Source organism: Pseudomonas sp. JC1203 (genome assembly GCF_056175065.1).
On sequence record NZ_JBWCAM010000001.1, the window covers coordinates 461,825 to 477,945 of the forward strand.

Annotated in this window: 15 protein-coding genes and 1 riboswitch; of the genes, 5 read left to right on the forward strand and 10 right to left on the reverse strand. The window is 63.5% G+C overall.

Going from position 1 to position 16,121, the window contains the following annotated elements; translation table 11 throughout:
* Positions 1–134: 134 nt before the first annotated feature.
* From AC0SZ7_RS02260 to ahcY, 5 genes are all read right to left on the reverse strand, one after another.
* On the reverse strand, positions 135–2,063 hold the full coding sequence (locus tag AC0SZ7_RS02260) for a DEAD/DEAH box helicase (protein WP_475502792.1): 1,929 nt from the start codon (positions 2,061–2,063) through the stop codon (positions 135–137).
* A gap of 220 nt (positions 2,064–2,283) precedes the next feature.
* Complete coding sequence (locus AC0SZ7_RS02265) at positions 2,284–3,066, reverse strand: substrate-binding periplasmic protein (RefSeq protein WP_475502793.1); 783 nt, start codon at positions 3,064–3,066, stop codon at positions 2,284–2,286.
* A gap of 42 nt (positions 3,067–3,108) precedes the next feature.
* Positions 3,109–4,182 carry a hypothetical protein gene (locus AC0SZ7_RS02270; RefSeq protein ID WP_475502794.1) on the reverse strand — a complete coding sequence of 358 codons (1,074 nt, stop codon included), beginning with the start codon at positions 4,180–4,182 and terminating at the stop codon, positions 3,109–3,111.
* An 83-nt stretch (positions 4,183–4,265) separates the two neighbouring features.
* Positions 4,266–5,111, reverse strand: coding sequence for a methylenetetrahydrofolate reductase [NAD(P)H] (gene metF, locus AC0SZ7_RS02275; RefSeq protein WP_475502795.1), 846 nt, complete (start codon positions 5,109–5,111; stop codon positions 4,266–4,268).
* A 135-nt stretch (positions 5,112–5,246) separates the two neighbouring features.
* Complete coding sequence (ahcY, locus tag AC0SZ7_RS02280) at positions 5,247–6,656, reverse strand: adenosylhomocysteinase (RefSeq protein ID WP_475502796.1); 1,410 nt, start codon at positions 6,654–6,656, stop codon at positions 5,247–5,249.
* Between the two features lie 21 nt (positions 6,657–6,677).
* Positions 6,678–6,782, reverse strand: a riboswitch (S-adenosyl-L-homocysteine riboswitch).
* Between the two features lie 198 nt (positions 6,783–6,980).
* On the opposite strand from ahcY, the gene AC0SZ7_RS02285 reads away from it, so the two are divergent.
* Positions 6,981–7,382, forward strand: coding sequence for an acyl-CoA thioesterase (locus AC0SZ7_RS02285; protein WP_416427307.1), 402 nt, complete (start codon positions 6,981–6,983; stop codon positions 7,380–7,382).
* Between the two features lie 61 nt (positions 7,383–7,443).
* On the opposite strand, the gene AC0SZ7_RS02290 is transcribed toward AC0SZ7_RS02285, so the two are convergent.
* Positions 7,444–8,700 carry a cation:proton antiporter gene (locus AC0SZ7_RS02290; RefSeq protein WP_475502797.1) on the reverse strand — a complete coding sequence of 419 codons (1,257 nt, stop codon included), beginning with the start codon at positions 8,698–8,700 and terminating at the stop codon, positions 7,444–7,446.
* A 199-nt stretch (positions 8,701–8,899) separates the two neighbouring features.
* On the opposite strand from AC0SZ7_RS02290, the gene AC0SZ7_RS02295 reads away from it, so the two are divergent.
* Genes AC0SZ7_RS02295 through AC0SZ7_RS02305 form a run of 3 tightly spaced genes read left to right on the forward strand, consistent with a single transcriptional unit; the run spans position 8,900 to position 10,592 of the window.
* On the forward strand, positions 8,900–9,733 hold the full coding sequence (locus AC0SZ7_RS02295; RefSeq protein ID WP_475502798.1) for an EamA family transporter: 834 nt from the start codon (positions 8,900–8,902) through the stop codon (positions 9,731–9,733).
* A gap of 12 nt (positions 9,734–9,745) precedes the next feature.
* Entirely contained in the window at positions 9,746–10,132 is a 387-nt protein-coding gene (locus tag AC0SZ7_RS02300) for an MAPEG family protein (RefSeq protein ID WP_475502799.1), read from the forward strand.
* 10 nt (positions 10,133–10,142) lie between these two features.
* The gene (locus tag AC0SZ7_RS02305; protein ID WP_475502800.1) at positions 10,143–10,592 is read left to right on the forward strand and encodes a c-type cytochrome; all 450 of its coding nucleotides are present in this window, start codon (positions 10,143–10,145) and stop codon (positions 10,590–10,592) included.
* 7 nt (positions 10,593–10,599) lie between these two features.
* Here AC0SZ7_RS02305 and AC0SZ7_RS02310 read toward each other — a convergent pair whose 3' ends face one another.
* The 4 genes from AC0SZ7_RS02310 to AC0SZ7_RS02325 all read right to left on the reverse strand — a co-directional run bounded on the left by AC0SZ7_RS02310 (position 10,600) and on the right by AC0SZ7_RS02325 (position 13,745).
* The gene (locus AC0SZ7_RS02310) at positions 10,600–10,998 is read right to left on the reverse strand and encodes a DUF1090 domain-containing protein (RefSeq protein WP_475502801.1); all 399 of its coding nucleotides are present in this window, start codon (positions 10,996–10,998) and stop codon (positions 10,600–10,602) included.
* Positions 10,999–11,181: 183 nt separating this feature from the next.
* On the reverse strand, positions 11,182–11,430 hold the full coding sequence (locus AC0SZ7_RS02315) for a hypothetical protein (protein ID WP_475502802.1): 249 nt from the start codon (positions 11,428–11,430) through the stop codon (positions 11,182–11,184).
* Between the two features lie 110 nt (positions 11,431–11,540).
* Positions 11,541–12,731: a methionine adenosyltransferase gene (metK, locus tag AC0SZ7_RS02320; protein ID WP_475502803.1), complete on the reverse strand. Its 1,191-nt coding sequence runs from the start codon at positions 12,729–12,731 to the stop codon at positions 11,541–11,543.
* An 18-nt stretch (positions 12,732–12,749) separates the two neighbouring features.
* The gene (locus AC0SZ7_RS02325; protein ID WP_475502804.1) at positions 12,750–13,745 is read right to left on the reverse strand and encodes an ArsR/SmtB family transcription factor; all 996 of its coding nucleotides are present in this window, start codon (positions 13,743–13,745) and stop codon (positions 12,750–12,752) included.
* A 259-nt stretch (positions 13,746–14,004) separates the two neighbouring features.
* On the opposite strand from AC0SZ7_RS02325, the gene tkt reads away from it, so the two are divergent.
* Complete coding sequence (tkt, locus tag AC0SZ7_RS02330; protein WP_475502805.1) at positions 14,005–16,002, forward strand: transketolase; 1,998 nt, start codon at positions 14,005–14,007, stop codon at positions 16,000–16,002.
* The last annotated feature ends 119 nt before the right edge of the window (positions 16,003–16,121 follow it).

The window sequence follows — 16,121 nt, forward strand, 5'->3', positions numbered from 1 at the left end:
CCAATGGCTGCGGTTTTTTATGCCTGTGGAATTGAAAAGCTCGCTGGCAAGCCAGCTCCCACAAGGTCAGCTGCTGTCTGTGGGAGCTGGCTTGCCAGCGAGCTTTTCAGCCCCCACAGATGCCTTATCCTGACTTAGCCTTCGCGGTTGCGGGTCAGCAGCGCCGGCTTCTCGCCGTTGCGACGGCTTGGCAGCGATTCCAGCTGTTCCAGCTGCTCGGCGGTCGGGAAACGATCGATCTTCGATTCCTTGTGCACGATGCGCGGCTGGTTCTGCGGGGCACGCGAGTTGCTTACCGCGGGTTCCTGACGCGGCTGGTCATCACGGGCCGGACGACGGGTGCGGCCAGCGCCACCGTTGTTGTCGCGACGCGGCTGGCCATCACGGGCACCGCCACCGTTGCTGCGCGGGCCGCTGCTGCGCTTGTCGCCGGCGGGTTTGCCAGCGGCAGGTGCATTGTTGCGCGGGCCAGCCGGGCGACCCTGGCGCTGAGCCGAGGCCGGGGCTGCGCCACCGGCAGCTGCCGGGGCACCCGGGCGACGGTTGCGGCCCTGGTTCTTGTTCTGGTACGGGCTGACGTAGTCGGCACGGTTACCAAAGTTGTCGACTTCGTCATCCAGGAACTCGTCCGGCGCGCGATCGGCAGAAGCTACCGGCGGCTTTGGAGTGGACTGGGCCTGACGCGGCTTCTGGTCACGGGGTTGGCGTTCAGAACGCGCCCCGGCGGGCTTTTCCTTGCCTTGCTCCTTGCCTTGCGGCGCAGCAGCACGGCGCTCCTTGCCTTTGTCCTTGCCCTTGTCCTTGCGGCCAGCACCACCGCCATCGGCCTTGGTGCCTTCGCGCGGCGCGCGGGCATTGCGTGGCTGGTTGGCCTGCGGGCGCTCGCGCACCTCGGGCTTCTCGGCCTCCACGGCGCTGATGTCGAAGCCCATCAGGTCACCGTCGGGGATCTTCTGCTTGGTCATGCGCTCAATGCTCTTGAGCAGCTTTTCCTCGTCCGGGGCGACCAGCGAGATGGCCTCGCCGCTGCGACCGGCACGGCCGGTACGGCCGATACGGTGCACGTAGTCTTCATCGACGTTGGGCAGTTCGAAGTTGACCACGTGGGGCAACTGGTCGATGTCCAGGCCGCGGGCGGCGATGTCGGTGGCAACCATGATGCGTACCGAGCCGGCCTTGAAGTCGGCCAGGGCCTTGGTGCGCGCGTTCTGGCTCTTGTTGCCGTGGATGGCGACAGCGCTCAGGCCGTGCTTTTCCAGGTACTCGGCCAGGCGGTTGGCGCCGTGCTTGGTGCGGGTGAACACCAGCACCTGCTCCCAGGCACCCTGGGTGATCAGGTGCGCCAGCAGCGAGCGCTTGTGGCTGGCAGGCAGGCGGTAGACCCGTTGCTCGATGCGTTCCACCGTGGTGTTCGGCGGGGTGACTTCGATGCGCTCGGGGTTGTGCAGCAGCTTGCCGGCAAGGTCAGTGATGTCCTTGGAGAAGGTGGCCGAGAACAGCAGGTTCTGGCGCTTGGCCGGCAGGCGTGCCAGCACCTTCTTGACGTCATGCACGAAGCCCATGTCGAGCATGCGGTCGGCTTCGTCCAGCACGAGGATTTCCACGTGGGACAGGTCGACGCTGCCCTGGCCGCACAGGTCGAGCAGGCGGCCGGGGCAGGCCACCAGCACGTCGACACCACGGGACATGGCCTGGACCTGCGGGTTCATGCCCACGCCGCCGAAAATGCAGGCGCTGACGAACTTGAGGTCACGGGCGTAGATCTTGAAGCTGTCGTGCACCTGGGCCGCCAGCTCGCGGGTGGGGGTCAGGACCAGTACGCGCGGTTGGCGCGGGCCATGACGCTGGGACTTGTCCGGATGACCGTTGGGGAACAACCGTTCCAGGATCGGAAGGGCGAAGCCACCGGTTTTACCAGTACCTGTCTGTGCCGCGACCATCAGGTCGCGACCTTGCAACACGGCGGGGATGGCCCGCTGTTGCACCGGAGTAGGCTGGGTATAGCCCGCCGCCTCGATGGCACGGACTAAAGCCTCGGAGAGACCGAGGGAAGCAAAGGACATGAGTAATCCTGTTCTAGTGAGGGCTTTGCCCAATGGGAATCTTGCCTGGCGCGACGGGTGCATGGGGGCACTATCGCGTCCGGTCCTGCCGGGCCTTCAATGCGCATCCGGACCTGGCTGAGCGGGCGTGAGCCTGGCGGTCGAGCGGGTCGGGATGCCTTTTGCAAGGCCGGGCGTCCGGGCGTAAGCCTGGCGGGAAGGTCGGAGTATAACAGAGCAATCACAGCGCGCTGCGTTCCTGCTGCTCAACGGTTTTTCCAGCCGTTGAGGGGGTTGCATAGCGGGCCAGCAACTGGGCGTAGGCGGGCTCGCGCTTGAAGCGTCGCAGTTCGATGGAGAAGCGCAGCGCCAACTGGTCCATGCCCGCGCCCCGGCGCACGGCCAGGTACTGCGGTTCGCGGTTGATCACCAGGGGCAGGGCGCTGACCTGGCCTTCGAGGCCCATGGCCTGCAGGGTGAAATTGCCCACGCGGATGTCGGTGATGATCAGGTCGACGCGGTTGCGCACCAGCTTGCCGAAGTTGGCTTCCTGGCTGCTGGCCGCCTCGCGCCGGAACGCGCTGGCCTGCATGAACGGGTCGCCGTAGTTGTAGCCGGCCGAGGTGCCAATGGTCAGCCCCTGCAGGTCGTCCAGGCTTGTAGCCGGATGGGGCTTGGCATTGGCCTGGAACAGCATGAACTGCACCTCGGACAGTGGTTCGTCAGGGTACAACAGGGTGGTTTCGCGCTCGTTAGTGCGGAAAATATCCAGCACGCCATCGGCTTCGCCCTGGTCGAGCATGGCCAGGCAGCGCTTCCAGGGCAGGAACTGCCATTGGATTTCCACCCCCAGGCGTTCGAACACCTGGGCCGCCACTTCGTAGTCGATGCCCATGCCCTGGCCGTTCTGCTGGTAGGCATAGGGCGCCCAGAAATCGGTGACAATACGCAGCTTCTCGGCCTGGGCGCTCAGGCTCAGGCACATCAGGAACAAAGCTGTCAGCAGCGTTAGGAAGGCGGGCATGGAGCCGAAGATACGATGCCGATTGCCGGTTTGGCAACGCAATCAGTGGCTGCTGGCCTGAATCAGATGCTGCTGGATGGCGTTGCGGCGCTTGCCCAGGATCAGGCGGTTCAAGGGTGATGACAGCCAGTGCCGCAATTGTTCCGCTGCCACTGGCGCCTCCTGGCGTTCCTGCAGGTTCTGCCGCGCCTTGTCCCACCACACCGGCGCGCAGGCGCGGTCGAACTCGTTGGGGTGGTCATAGCAGCCGTAGAGAATTTCGCGCATGAACTGCCGTTGCTCCGGCGGCAAGGCCAGGGTCGCGGCTTTATATAGCAGGCGTTGCAGGGCGGGCGGCCGCGGCACATGGTCGGTGACCTGGTTCACATCGGCGAGGGCGGCGGCGCTCAGCGGCTGCCCGCCATGCTTGCGGGCCCAGGCCTGGACCTTGGCGCGCATCAGCTGCTTGCGGCTCCAGTAGTGGTGAATCAGCTCGGGGCATTCGCTGATGCGGTACTTTTTGTAGGCCGCCAGGGTCAGGCAGAACTCCTCCAGGGTGTAGGCGGTAGGTGTGCGCGGGTAATAGCGGTCCATCAGTTCCAGGGAGCGGTCCAGCAGCGCGCTGTCACACTGGTACAGGCCGATGACCCCGGAATTGAGCAGCCACATCTCGTCGTCCGCCATGCCTTGCTGAATGAGCTCCGGCGCCAGCACCGAATACAGCGGCGACGCTGCACCTTGCCGGTAGCGCATGGTGCGCGCATTGACCAGCAGCGTGCCGGGCTGGATGCGTTCGAACAGCGCCATGGGCGAGGCGTGGAAAAAGGTGTCGGTGTCGATCAGTAGCGCCAGTGCCGATTCCTTGAGCACTTCGCCAAGCGCCACGTGCTTGCTGCGGAAGTGATAGCCGTGGGGCAGGCACCAGGCTTCGCGGGTTTCACGGCTCAGGGAGCGAATGCGCACGGGCAGGCCGGCGTAGGGTGCCGGGTTGTCGGTGAACACCTGGATGTCGAGCGGCAGCAGCGGCGGGTTGCCCAGCCTGGCGATGGCGCTGGCAATACTGAACAGCGCTTCCTGGTGGTAGGTGTCGGCCCCGAATGCCAGGTACACCAGCTGTGGGCGTGCTGCAGAAACCATGATGTATCGTCCGCGATGCAATGAGAAAACAAAAAAGGCCTTGATACGGTATCAAGGCCTTGCTGAATTCTCGCTTAATGCAACTAGCGGGGCAGATTCAGGTTATTCCACACCGCCAGGCTCGGTTCGGCCTGGTTTAAAGTATAGAAGTGCAGGCCCGGTGCGCCACCGTCGAGCAGTTGCTCGCACATGCGGGTGATCACCTGCTCGCCGAACTGCTGGATGCTGGTGACGTCGTCACCGTAGGCTTCCAGCTGCTTGCGGATCCAGCGCGGGATCTCGGCGCCACAGGCGTCGGAGAAGCGGGCCAGCTTGCTGTAGTTGGTGATGGGCATGATGCCCGGCACGATCGGGATGTTCACGCCCATCTTCTGCACGCGGTCGACGAAGTTGAAGTAGCTGTCGGCGTTGAAGAAGTATTGGGTGATGGCACTGTCGGCGCCGGCGTTGGCCTTGCGCGCGAAGTTCTTCAGGTCGTCCTCGAAGTTGTGCGCCTGGGGGTGCATCTCCGGGTAGGCGGCGACTTCGATGTGGAAGTGGCTGCCGGTTTCGGCACGGATGAACTCCACCAGGTCGTTGGCGTGGCGCAGCTCGCCGCTGGCCATGCCCATGCCCGAGGGCAGGTCGCCACGCAGGGCCACGATGCGCTTGATGCCGGCATCCTGGTACTGGGCCAGCAGGGCGCGCAGGTCGGCCTTGCTGTCACCTACGCACGACAGGTGCGGGGCGGCGGGGACTTTCACTTCGTTCTCCAGCTGCAGCACGGTGTTGAGCGTGCGGTCGCGGGTAGAACCACCGGCACCGTAGGTGCAGGAGAAGAAATCGGGGTTGTAGCCGGCCAGTTGGCGGGCAACGTTCAGCAGTTTTTCATGCCCAGCGTCGGTCTTGGTGGGGAAGAACTCGAAGCTGAAGCGGCGTTCCTGAGACATGATTACACCTATCTGGAAACTCGAATGCCGAGGGACCGTGGGGCCGCGGACGCCGCCTGGCGGCAGCTGCTACAAGGTGTCCCGCGTTGGGGGAAGCCTCGTAGCAGCTGCCGAAGGCGGCGTCAGGGCCTGCGATCAGTAGCGGTAAGCGTGAGGCTTGAACGGGCCTTCAACGGTTACGCCGATGTAGTCGGCCTGCTGCTTGGTCAGCTTGGTGACCACGCCGCCGAAGCCGCGGACCATTTCCAGGGCCACTTCTTCGTCGAGTTTCTTCGGCAGCACTTCAACGGTCAGGCGCTCGGCTTTCTGGGCTGGCGACAGGTCGGCGAATTTCTGCTCGAACAGGAAGATCTGCGCCAGCACCTGGTTGGCGAACGAGCCGTCCATGATGCGGCTTGGGTGGCCAGTGGCGTTGCCCAGGTTCACCAGGCGGCCTTCGGCCAGCAGAATCAGGTAGTCGTCGTTCTGGGCGTCGAAGGCGCCGGCACCGGTACGGTGGATCTTGTGTACCTGTGGCTTCACTTCTTCCCATGCCCAGTTCTTGCGCATGAAAGCGGTGTCGATTTCGTTGTCGAAGTGACCGATGTTGCACACCACGGCGCGCTTTTTCAGGGCCTTGAGCATGTTGGCATCGCAGACGTTGACGTTACCGGTGGTGGTCACGATCAGGTCGATCTTGCCCAGCAGGGCCTTGTCGATGCTGGCTTCGGTGCCGTCGTTCTCACCGTCGATGAACGGCGATACCAGCTCGAAACCGTCCATGCAGGCCTGCATGGCGCAGATCGGGTCGACTTCGGTGACCTTGACGATCATGCCTTCCTGACGCAGGGACTGGGCCGAGCCCTTGCCCACGTCACCGTAGCCGATCACCAGGGCCTGCTTGCCCGACAGCAGGTGGTCGGTACCACGCTTGATGGCGTCGTTCAGGCTGTGACGGCAGCCGTACTTGTTGTCGTTCTTGCTTTTGGTAACCGAGTCGTTGACGTTGATGGCCGGGATCTTCAGTTCGCCCTTGGCCAGCATGTCCAGCAGGCGGTGCACGCCAGTGGTGGTCTCTTCGGTGACGCCGTGGATGCGTTCCAGCATCTGCGGGTATTTCTTGTGCAGGATTTCGGTCAGGTCGCCGCCGTCGTCCAGGATCATGTTGGCGTCCCAAGGCTGGCCATCCTTCAGGATGGTCTGCTCGATGCACCACTCGTATTCTTCTTCGGTCTCGCCCTTCCAGGCGAACACAGGAATGCCGGCAGCAGCGATGGCGGCAGCGGCCTGGTCCTGGGTGGAGAAAATGTTGCACGACGACCAGCGCACTTCGGCACCCAGGGCAACCAGGGTTTCGATCAGCACGGCAGTCTGGATGGTCATGTGGATGCAGCCCAGGATCTTCGCGCCCTTGAGCGGTTGCTCACCGGCGTACTTGCGGCGCAGGCCCATCAGTGCCGGCATTTCCGATTCGGCGATGATGGTCTCGCGGCGGCCCCAGGCGGCCAGGGAGATGTCGGCAACCTTGAAATCGGTAAAACCTGCAGGCGTGTGTACAGCGCTCATGAAGAGCCTCCATTCGTAATGTGCGAATGGGCGCCGTTGTGCGTTTAGAGCCCGTACGGACCAGCCGTGCGGGCAACGCCCCATCCGAGCCTGACAGGAATCCCTGCTGCAGCGCCCCTCGGACAGGTGGCGGGAACGGCCTGGAATGACAGTGGCCGTTGTGATCAAACGGGGCGATTATATAGAGGAAGGCGTCGCTTCCCAAGGGGTTGCGACGATAACCGCCCAAAGGTTTATCGGCCCCATAGCAAGACTGCAATGGAGACGGCGGGCAAGCTCTGCGATGATGACTGCCTTGAATGGCAAGTCGGTCAGGAGTCACGCATGAATTTCCACACCCGCAAGTGGGTAAAACCCGAAGACCTCAACCCCAACGGCACCCTGTTCGGTGGCAGCCTGTTGCGCTGGATCGACGAGGAAGCGGCGATCTACGCCATCGTCCAGCTGGGCAACCAGCGCGTGGTGACCAAGTACATTTCCGAGATCAACTTCGTCAGCGCCTCGCGCCAGGGCGACATTATCGAACTGGGCATCACCGCCACCGAGTTCGGCCGTACCTCCATCACCCTGACCTGCGAGGTGCGCAACAAGATCACCCGCAAGAGCATCCTCACGGTGGACAAGATGGTCTTCGTCAACCTGGGTGAAGACGGTCTGCCGGCGCCGCACGGGCGCACCGAGATTCGCTACATCAAGGACCAGTTCGACGCCGAGACCGCGGAATAATCCCTGGCCATGTGGGAGCGGGCAGAGCCCGCTCCCACAAAAACAGCTGCTCCCCGGCAGGTCAGTGTGTTGCTTCTTCGGGCGGGGTATCGCGGGTGACGCTTTTCACCAGCTTGCCGATGCTCAGCCCCTGCAGCAGGATCGACGACAGCACCACGATGTAGGTGATGCTCAGCAGCAGGTCGCGCTCCGGGCCTACCGGCAGCGCCAGTGCCAAAGCCACCGAGACGCCACCCCGCAGGCCGCCCCAGGTGAGGATGCGGATGGTGCCCTTGGGCACGCTGCGCCAGCGGCGCAGCAGCAGAATGGCCGGCGCCACCGTCAGCAGGCGTGACAACAGGATAGCCACCGCCAGCAGGCTGGAGGCGGCCACGTGCATCCACGAGAACGGCAGCAGCAACAGCTCCATGCCGATCAGCGCGAACAGCAGCGCGTTGAGCATGTCATCCAGCAGTTCCCAGAAACCGTCCATGTAGCGCCGGGTCATGTCGTTCATGGCCAGCTTGCGCCCCAGGTTGCCGATGATCAGGCCCGCCGTGACCATGGCGATAGGCGCCGACACGTGCAGCTCGTAGCACATGGCCGAGCCGCCGATCACCAGCGCCAGGGTCAGCATGACCTCCACCTGGTACTGCTCGATGCTCTTGATCATGCGGTACACCACATAACCGATCAGCGCGCCAAACAGCACGCCGCCGATGGCTTCGTGCACGAATAGCATGGCCGTCTCGCCCACGGTCGGCGTCGCGCCCTGTTGCGCAATGCCCAGCAGCACGGTGAACACCACGACAGCCGTGCCATCGTTGAACAGCGACTCACCGACGATGGTGGTCTTCAGCGGCTTGGAGGCATTGGCGGTCCGCAGCACGCCCAGCACCGCGATGGGGTCGGTGGGCGAGATCAGCGCACCGAACAGCAGGCAGTACAGGAAGCTTACGTGCCAGCCGAACATGCCGAAGATCCAGAACGCCAGGGTGCCGATCACCAGCGTGGCGATCAGCACGCCGAAGGTGGCCAGCAGGCCAATGGGCCAACGGTAGCTGCGCAGGTCGCTGAGGTTCACGTGCAAGGCGCCGGCGAACAGCAGGAATGCCAGCATCCAGTTCATCAGCAGGTCGCCGAAGTCGATCTGGCCGATCAGGCCCTGCACGCGGGCTTCGAGGCCTGGGTAGCCGAGCACGCTGAGGCCTTGCAGCAGCAGGGAAAACATCAGCGCCGTGACCATCACGCCGATGGTGGGCGGCAGGCCGATGAAACGGTAATTGACGTAGGTGAGGAGGGTGGTAAGGCAGATAAAGGCGGCGACTAACTCGAGCATCCGGGCTCCCATGGTGGTGTGACAGTGGGGCGCGCACAGGCGCCATGTAGGGGTTGGACGAGCAGGTAACCAGTTGTGACACAGGTGCGAATGTCGCACTTGTTACAAAGTCTTGCGGTGACCCATACCGTAGCGTTGGACCCACGGTAAGATGGGCCCGTTCATTCCCACGGCCTTTCACACATCCAAGGATTCTCGCGTGCTCGCCACAGGATTGGTACTGATTGCCGCGTTGCTGCACGCGGCCTGGAATACCCTGGTCAAATTCAGTTCGGAACGCCTGCTGGTGGTGGCTGCCATGGACTCGGTGGCGCTGCTGCTGGTGGCGGTGCTGTTGCCGTTCGTGCAATTGCCTCCCGCCGAGATCTGGCCGTGGATGCTGGCTTCCGCAGTGTTCGAGTTGCTGTACCGCTACCTGCTTATCCAGGCCTACAAGGTCGGTGACCTGGGGCTTGTGTACCCGTTGATGCGCGGGCTTTCGCCGTTGATTGTGCTGGGCCTTACCCTGGCAGTGGGCGGCGAGGCACTTGTGGGCCAGCAGGTTGTCGGAATTCTGCTGATACCCTGCGGCATGGCGTGCCTGCTGTGGCAGGGCGGCGGCGGGGACCGCCTGCCCTGGCGAATGCTGCCGGTGGTGGGCCTGATCGGCCTGTGCATAGGCTGCTATACATGGCTGGACGGGCAGGCAATTCGCCGCTGGCCGGAGCCCTTGAGTTACCTGACGTGGCTGACGCTGATCAGCGCGTGGCCGTTCCCGCTGCTGGCGGTGACGCGCCGGCGTGCCAGCTTCCGGCACTTCTGGCGCACCCAGTGGCGCATCGGCTTGAGTGTCGGCTTCTTCGTGTTGTTGAGCTATGCCCTGGTGCTGTGGGCGATGCAGATCGGCTCCATCGCCGAGGCTGCGGCGCTGCGCGAGATCAGCGTGATCCTGGTGGTGCTGTTCGGCATGCGTTACCTGAAAGAACCCTTTGGCCGCCCGCGGCTGCTGGCCTGTGCGCTGGTGCTGCTGGGCATGTTGATCATGAAACTATAAGAGAACCGCTCTATGACCGTTGCTTTCTGGTGTGTCCTGATTGCCCTGGTGCTGCCCTTCGTGTGCACCAGCATTGCCAAGTTCAGCGGCGGCAAGTTCGGCCCGCGGCAAAACCACGACCCGCGCACCTTCCTGGCCAACCTGGAGGGTTTTGCCAAGCGCGCGCATGCCGCGCAGCAGAACAGCTTCGAGGCATTCCCCGCGTTTGCGGCGGCGGTGGTCATTGCTGATATTTGCCACAACGCCGAGCAGGTGACCATGGATGTACTGGCGGTGTGCTTCATCACCAGCCGCCTGCTATACATCATCTGCTACCTGGCCGACTGGGCCATGCTGCGGTCGCTGGTGTGGTTCATCGGCCTGGGGTTGATCGCCAGTTTCTTCTTCATTTCCATGTGAACGGGCGCCCATGACCCTCAGGACTCTCACCGTGTTGACCCTGGCTTGCCTGGCCTTGAGCGCATGTGGCGGCGTGGACCCGAAGTCGCCACTGGGCCAGCGCAAGGCCATCTTCAAGCAGATGCTGCATACCAGTGAGGACATGAACGGCATGCTGCTCGGCCGGCTGCCGTTCGACGGCCCGCAGTTCGCGGCCAGCGCGGTGAAGCTCGACCAGCTGGCGCACCAGCCCTGGCAGCATTTCCCCAAGGTGCGGGAAGAAGACCACACCAGCGCCAAGCCCGAAGTGTGGGAGCGGCAGGCGCGGTTCCAGCAGCTGGCCCAGGCGCTGGAGGTGTCGACCGGCGAGCTGGTTGAAGCCAGCCGTGCGCAGCCGCTACCGGCCACCCGCCTGGACGGGCCCATGCAGAAGGTGGAAAACGCCTGCAAGGCCTGTCACCGGGAGTTTCGCGACCACTGAAACGGCGTTACTTGTCCAGCTCGTCCAGGGCTTCCTGCAGCTCTTTGCGCGACTGGGCAAGCTTGTCCTTGCGGGTGTTGATCTTGTCGGCGTCGCCTTTCTTCATGGCTTTGTCGAGGTCGGCCTGGCGCTTGGCCACTTCGTGACGGGCATCGAGCACCTTGTTTTCGCGCTCTTTCTGCAGGCCGGCGTCGGTGCAATGTTCTTTGTTTTCGGCCAGGGCTTTCTCCAGGCCCGCCTGCTGGGCGCTGTTGCCGTGGGCGCGGGCCTGCTCCAGCTGTTCGTTGATGGCCTGTTGCTTGGCCGCGCAGCCCTTGAGTTCAGCGGCGTCTTCGTCGGCGGCCAGCAGCGGTGTGGCTACTGCGCAGCACAGGGCGAGCGCTGTGAGGAGAGGTAAGGGTTTCATGGTGACTCCATGTGATGGACTGCGCTATTGGAAAACTAATTGAAGCCTTTGTCTGTAGGAAGTTTCCTTCCGTAACGTAATTAAATCTGTAGCAGTGGCCGCCAGGCCGCGTCACCAGGCCCTGCATTGCGCGTGGCCCTGACGCAGCCTCCGGCAGCTGCTACATGAATGTGGGGTGCCGACTCAGCGGTTGGTCGGGGTGTCGCGGTGCTCTTGGGTGCTGTGGGCCGGGGTTTTGCGGGCCTGTACCTTGTGCTTCGGGGCTGGCGCCTTCTTGGTGACGATCTTGTGTTGCGGCGCTTTGTGCACCTGCACTTGAGCGTTGTTGTGGCTGTCAGGCGAGTTGGCCATGGTGGCCATGTTGGCGGCCTGGGCGTTGATGGCAAACAGGCCCAGCAGGGCGGCGGCGGGGGCGAACAGCGAAATGCGCATCGGAACCTCAAAGTCTGAAAATAAACGTTGCCCGTGGAGAGGGCAGGCATAGGAGCGAAAAAGCCCCAGCCAGTTTCCTGGCCGGGGCTTTTTATTTGGTGTCGGTCTTGTTACAGGCCGGCAGCAGCACGCAGCGCGTCGGCGCGGTCGGTGCGTTCCCAGGTGAACGTGGTGAAGGTATCGTTGCCCACGGTCACTTGCTCCGGGGTACGGCCGAAGTGGCCGTAGGCCGCGGTGGCCTGGTACATCGGGTGCAGCAGGTCGAGCATGGTGGTGATCGCGTACGGGCGCAGGTCGAAGTGCTCGCGGACCAGGTTGATGATCTTGTCATCGCTGATCTTGCCGGTGCCGAAGGTGTTGATCGAGATCGAGGTAGGCTGGGCCACGCCGATGGCGTAGGACACCTGGATCTCGCAACGGTCGGCCAGGCCGGCGGCAACGATGTTCTTGGCCACGTAGCGACCGGCGTAGGCAGCCGAACGGTCAACCTTGGATGGGTCCTTGCCGGAGAACGCGCCACCGCCGTGACGGGCCATGCCGCCGTAGCTGTCGACGATGATCTTGCGGCCGGTCAGGCCGCAGTCGCCCACCGGGCCACCGATGATGAAGTTGCCGGTAGGGTTGATGTGGAACTGGGTGCCCTTGTGCAGCAGTTCGGCCGGGATCACCTTCTTGACGATCTCTTCCATCACGCCTTCACGCAGGTTGGCGTAGGAAACGTCCGGGTTGTGCTGGGTCGACAGCACGATGGCGTCGATACCCACGACCTTGCCGCCTTCGTAACGGCAGGTAACCTGGGACTTGGCGTCCGGGCGCAGCCAAGGCAGCAGGCCCGACTTGCGCGCTTCGGCCTGGCGCTCTACCAGGCGGTGCGAGAAGCAGATTGGCGCTGGCATCAGCACGTCGGTCTCGTTGCTGGCGTAGCCGAACATCAGGCCCTGGTCGCCGGCGCCCTGGTCTTCAGGCTTGCTGCGGTCAACGCCCTGGGCGATGTCCACGGACTGCTTGCCGATGATGTTCATCACGGCGCAGGTGGCGCCGTCGAAACCGACTTCGGAGCTGTTGTAGCCGATATCGACGATCACCTTGCGGACGATGTCTTCCAGGTCTACCCAGGCCGAAGTGGTCACTTCGCCAGCGATGATGGCAACACCGGTCTTCACCAGGGTTTCGCACGCGACGCGGGCGAACTTGTCCTGGGTGATGATGGCGTCCAGCACCGCATCAGAAATCTGGTCGGCGATCTTGTCCGGGTGCCCTTCAGAGACGGACTCGGAGGTGAAAAGAGAATATTCGCTCATCTCGACGGTTTCCTAAATTTACCGATGGTGAGTGTCGCCAGCCGGCCGCTGAAAATGACGGACCTGAATCTGGAAACCATTACGTAAGCCTACATACAGGCTTTCCCCGGGAACCAGTCCCGCAGCAGCGGCCCAAAAGGCCAGATCTTCCTGTTCGAAACCCAGCCACAGGTCGCCACAGGCGTCCCGGGCCCAGCTCTGGTTGTGACTGCACAGCTCGGTCACCAGCAGGCTGCCACCGGGTTTCACCCGTGTGGCCAGTTGCTTGAGGGCCTGCGCCGGCTCGGGAAAGTGGTGCAAAACCATGTTCAAGACCACGCAGTGCGCCTGCACGCTGGTGTCGCCCAGGGCGTCGGCCAGGCGCAGCTGGACGTTGTCCAGGTTCTCGCGCTGGCACAACTGACGGGCCAGTTCGAGCATCTCGGCACTGTTGTCCAGCGCCGTCACCTGGGCAAAGCGGCTGGCCAGGTCGGGCAGGAATGCGCCGTCGCCGGGGCCGATCTCCAGGGCGCTGGCCTGGGCGTCGAAGCTGAGCTTGTCGAGCAACGCCAGCACGCTGTCGCGGTACTGCGCCAGCCCGGCGATCAGGTCCTGCTGCGCACGGAATTTCTCTTCCATGCGCGAGAAAAAGTGTTCGCTGGTGGCTGCCCGCTGGCGCTGGACCAGCGCCATGCGTGCCTCGGCGTCGGCCGGCAGGTCAAGGTCGTCGACCTCGTCCAGCAGCGCCGCATGCAAGCGGCCGCCCAGGGCGCCGGTGGCGGGCAGGGCGCGGCGATAAAAGATCGCGTTGCCTTCGCGGCGGGTAGCTACCAGGCCTGCCTGGGCCAGCACCTTGAGGTGGTGGCTCATGCCCGACTGGCCGATGGCGAAGATCTGCGCCAGTTCCAGCACGCCGAACGAGTCGCTGGCCAGGGCGCGCAATACGTTCAGCCGCAGCGGGTCGCCGCCGGCCTTGCACAGGGCGGCCAGCTCGTCGCTGTATTCGTGGCGGATCGCGGGTGCGGGCAGGTTCATAGGGTCGGCAGTCTAGTCAGCGAAATCGCACCCCGCAAGACCAATATCAAAAAGTTTTGATATTGGTCGATGGATGGAATCCCTGGCCGGCAAAAGGGGTCCACTGCAGGTATACGTTGCAGGTCGGCCTGCATTTAGGCCCGCACAGGCAGAAAAACCGCTGCGCAATGACTATCTGTCATTGCCCAGAGACGTGGCCTGGGGGAAAATGCCGGTCTTTTCGAAATCCGTACTTTTTATAAAGCCCAGGAGATAAGCGATGCCCAGCCGTCGTGAGCGTGCCAACGCCATTCGTGCCCTCAGCATGGATGCCGTGCAAAAAGCCAACAGCGGCCATCCCGGTGCCCCCATGGGCATGGCGGATATCGCCGAAGTGCTTTGGCGTGACTTCTTGAAGCACAACCCGACCAATCCGTCGTTCGCCAACCGCGACCGGTTCGTGATGTCCAATGGTCACGGTTCGATGCTGGTCTACTCGCTGTTGCACCTGACCGGTTACGACCTGTCTATCGACGATCTGAAGAACTTCCGCCAGTTGCACAGCCGTACCCCGGGCCACCCGGAATTCGGCTACACCCCGGGCGTGGAAACCACCACCGGCCCATTGGGCCAAGGCCTGGCCAACGCCGTCGGCTTTGCCATCGCCGAAAAGACCCTGGCGGCCCAGTTCAACCGCCCAGGCCACAACATCGTCGACCACAACACCTACGTTTTCCTGGGTGATGGTTGCATGATGGAAGGCATTTCCCACGAAGTCGCTTCCCTGGCCGGCACCCTGGACCTGGGCAAGCTGATCGCCTTCTACGACGACAACGGCATCTCCATCGACGGCGAAGTCGAAGGCTGGTTCACCGATGACACGCCAAAGCGTTTCGAAGCCTACAACTGGCAGGTGATCCGCAACGTCGACGGCCATGACGCCGACGAGATCAAGACCGCCATCGAGACTGCGCGCAAAAGCGACCGTCCGACCCTGATCTGCTGCAAGACCACCATCGGCTTCGGTTCGCCGAACAAGCAAGGCAAGGAAGAATCCCACGGCGCACCACTGGGTGCCGAGGAAATCGCCCTGACCCGCGCCGCGCTGAAGTGGAACCACGGTCCTTTCGAAATCCCGGCCGACATCTACGCCGAATGGGATGCCAAGGAAGCCGGCCGCGCGCTGGAAGCCGACTGGGACCAGCGCTTCGCCGCCTACTCGGCCGCGCACCCTGAGCTGGCCAACGAGTTCATCCGCCGCATGGCCGGCGAGCTGCCAGCCGACTTCGCCGAAAAGGCCGATGCCTGGATCGCCGAAGTGGTTGCCAAGGGCGAAACCATCGCCAGCCGCAAGGCCAGCCAGAACGCGCTGAATGCCTATGGCCCGCTGCTGCCTGAACTGCTGGGCGGCTCGGCTGACCTGGCCGGCTCCAACCTGACCTTCTGGAAGGGCAGCCAGAGCATCAGCGCCGAAGCGCCAGGTGGCAACTACCTGCACTACGGCGTGCGCGAGTTCGGCATGGGCGCCATCATGAACGGTATCGCCCTGCACGGCGGTTTCGTGCCATACGGCGCTACCTTCCTGATCTTCATGGAATACTGCCGCAATGCCGTGCGCATGTCGGCGCTGATGAAGAAGCGCGTGCTGTACGTGTTCACCCACGACTCCATCGGCCTGGGCGAAGACGGCCCTACCCACCAGCCGATCGAGCAGCTGGCCAGCCTGCGCTGCACGCCGAACCTGGACACCTGGCGCCCGGCCGATGCCGTGGAATCGGCAGTGGCCTGGAAACACGCCATTCAGCGCAACGATGGTCCTTCGGCGCTGATCTTCAGCCGTCAGAACCTGCAGAACCAGGCGCGCGATGCCGCGCAACTGGCAGATATCGCTCGTGGTGGCTACATCCTCAAGGACTGCGACGGCGAGCCTGAGCTGATCCTGATTGCCACCGGTTCCGAAGTTGACCTGGCCGTGAAGGCCCAGGCCAAGCTGGCCGAGCAGGGCCGCAAGGTTCGCGTGGTGTCGATGCCGTGCACCAGCGTGTTCGAAGCCCAGGACGCCGGCTACAAGCAGGCCGTGCTGCCACTGGAAGTCAGCGCGCGCATCGCCATCGAAGCCGCGCACGCCGACTACTGGTACAAGTACGTGGGCCTGGAAGGCCGCGTCATCGGCATGACCACCTTCGGCGAGTCGGCCCCTGCGGCCGCCCTGTTCGAAGAGTTCGGCTTCACCGTCGACAACATCGTCGGTACTGCCGAAGAACTGCTGGAAGACTGATCCAAGGCCTGCCCTGCGGGGCAGGTGCTGCATGCTGGTTCTTGTGGGAGCTGGGGTGGCCCCGCGCGTGTTGGGGCCCAGGAAAACGCCGGGGCCCCCCCCCGCCCCCCCCAACAAGT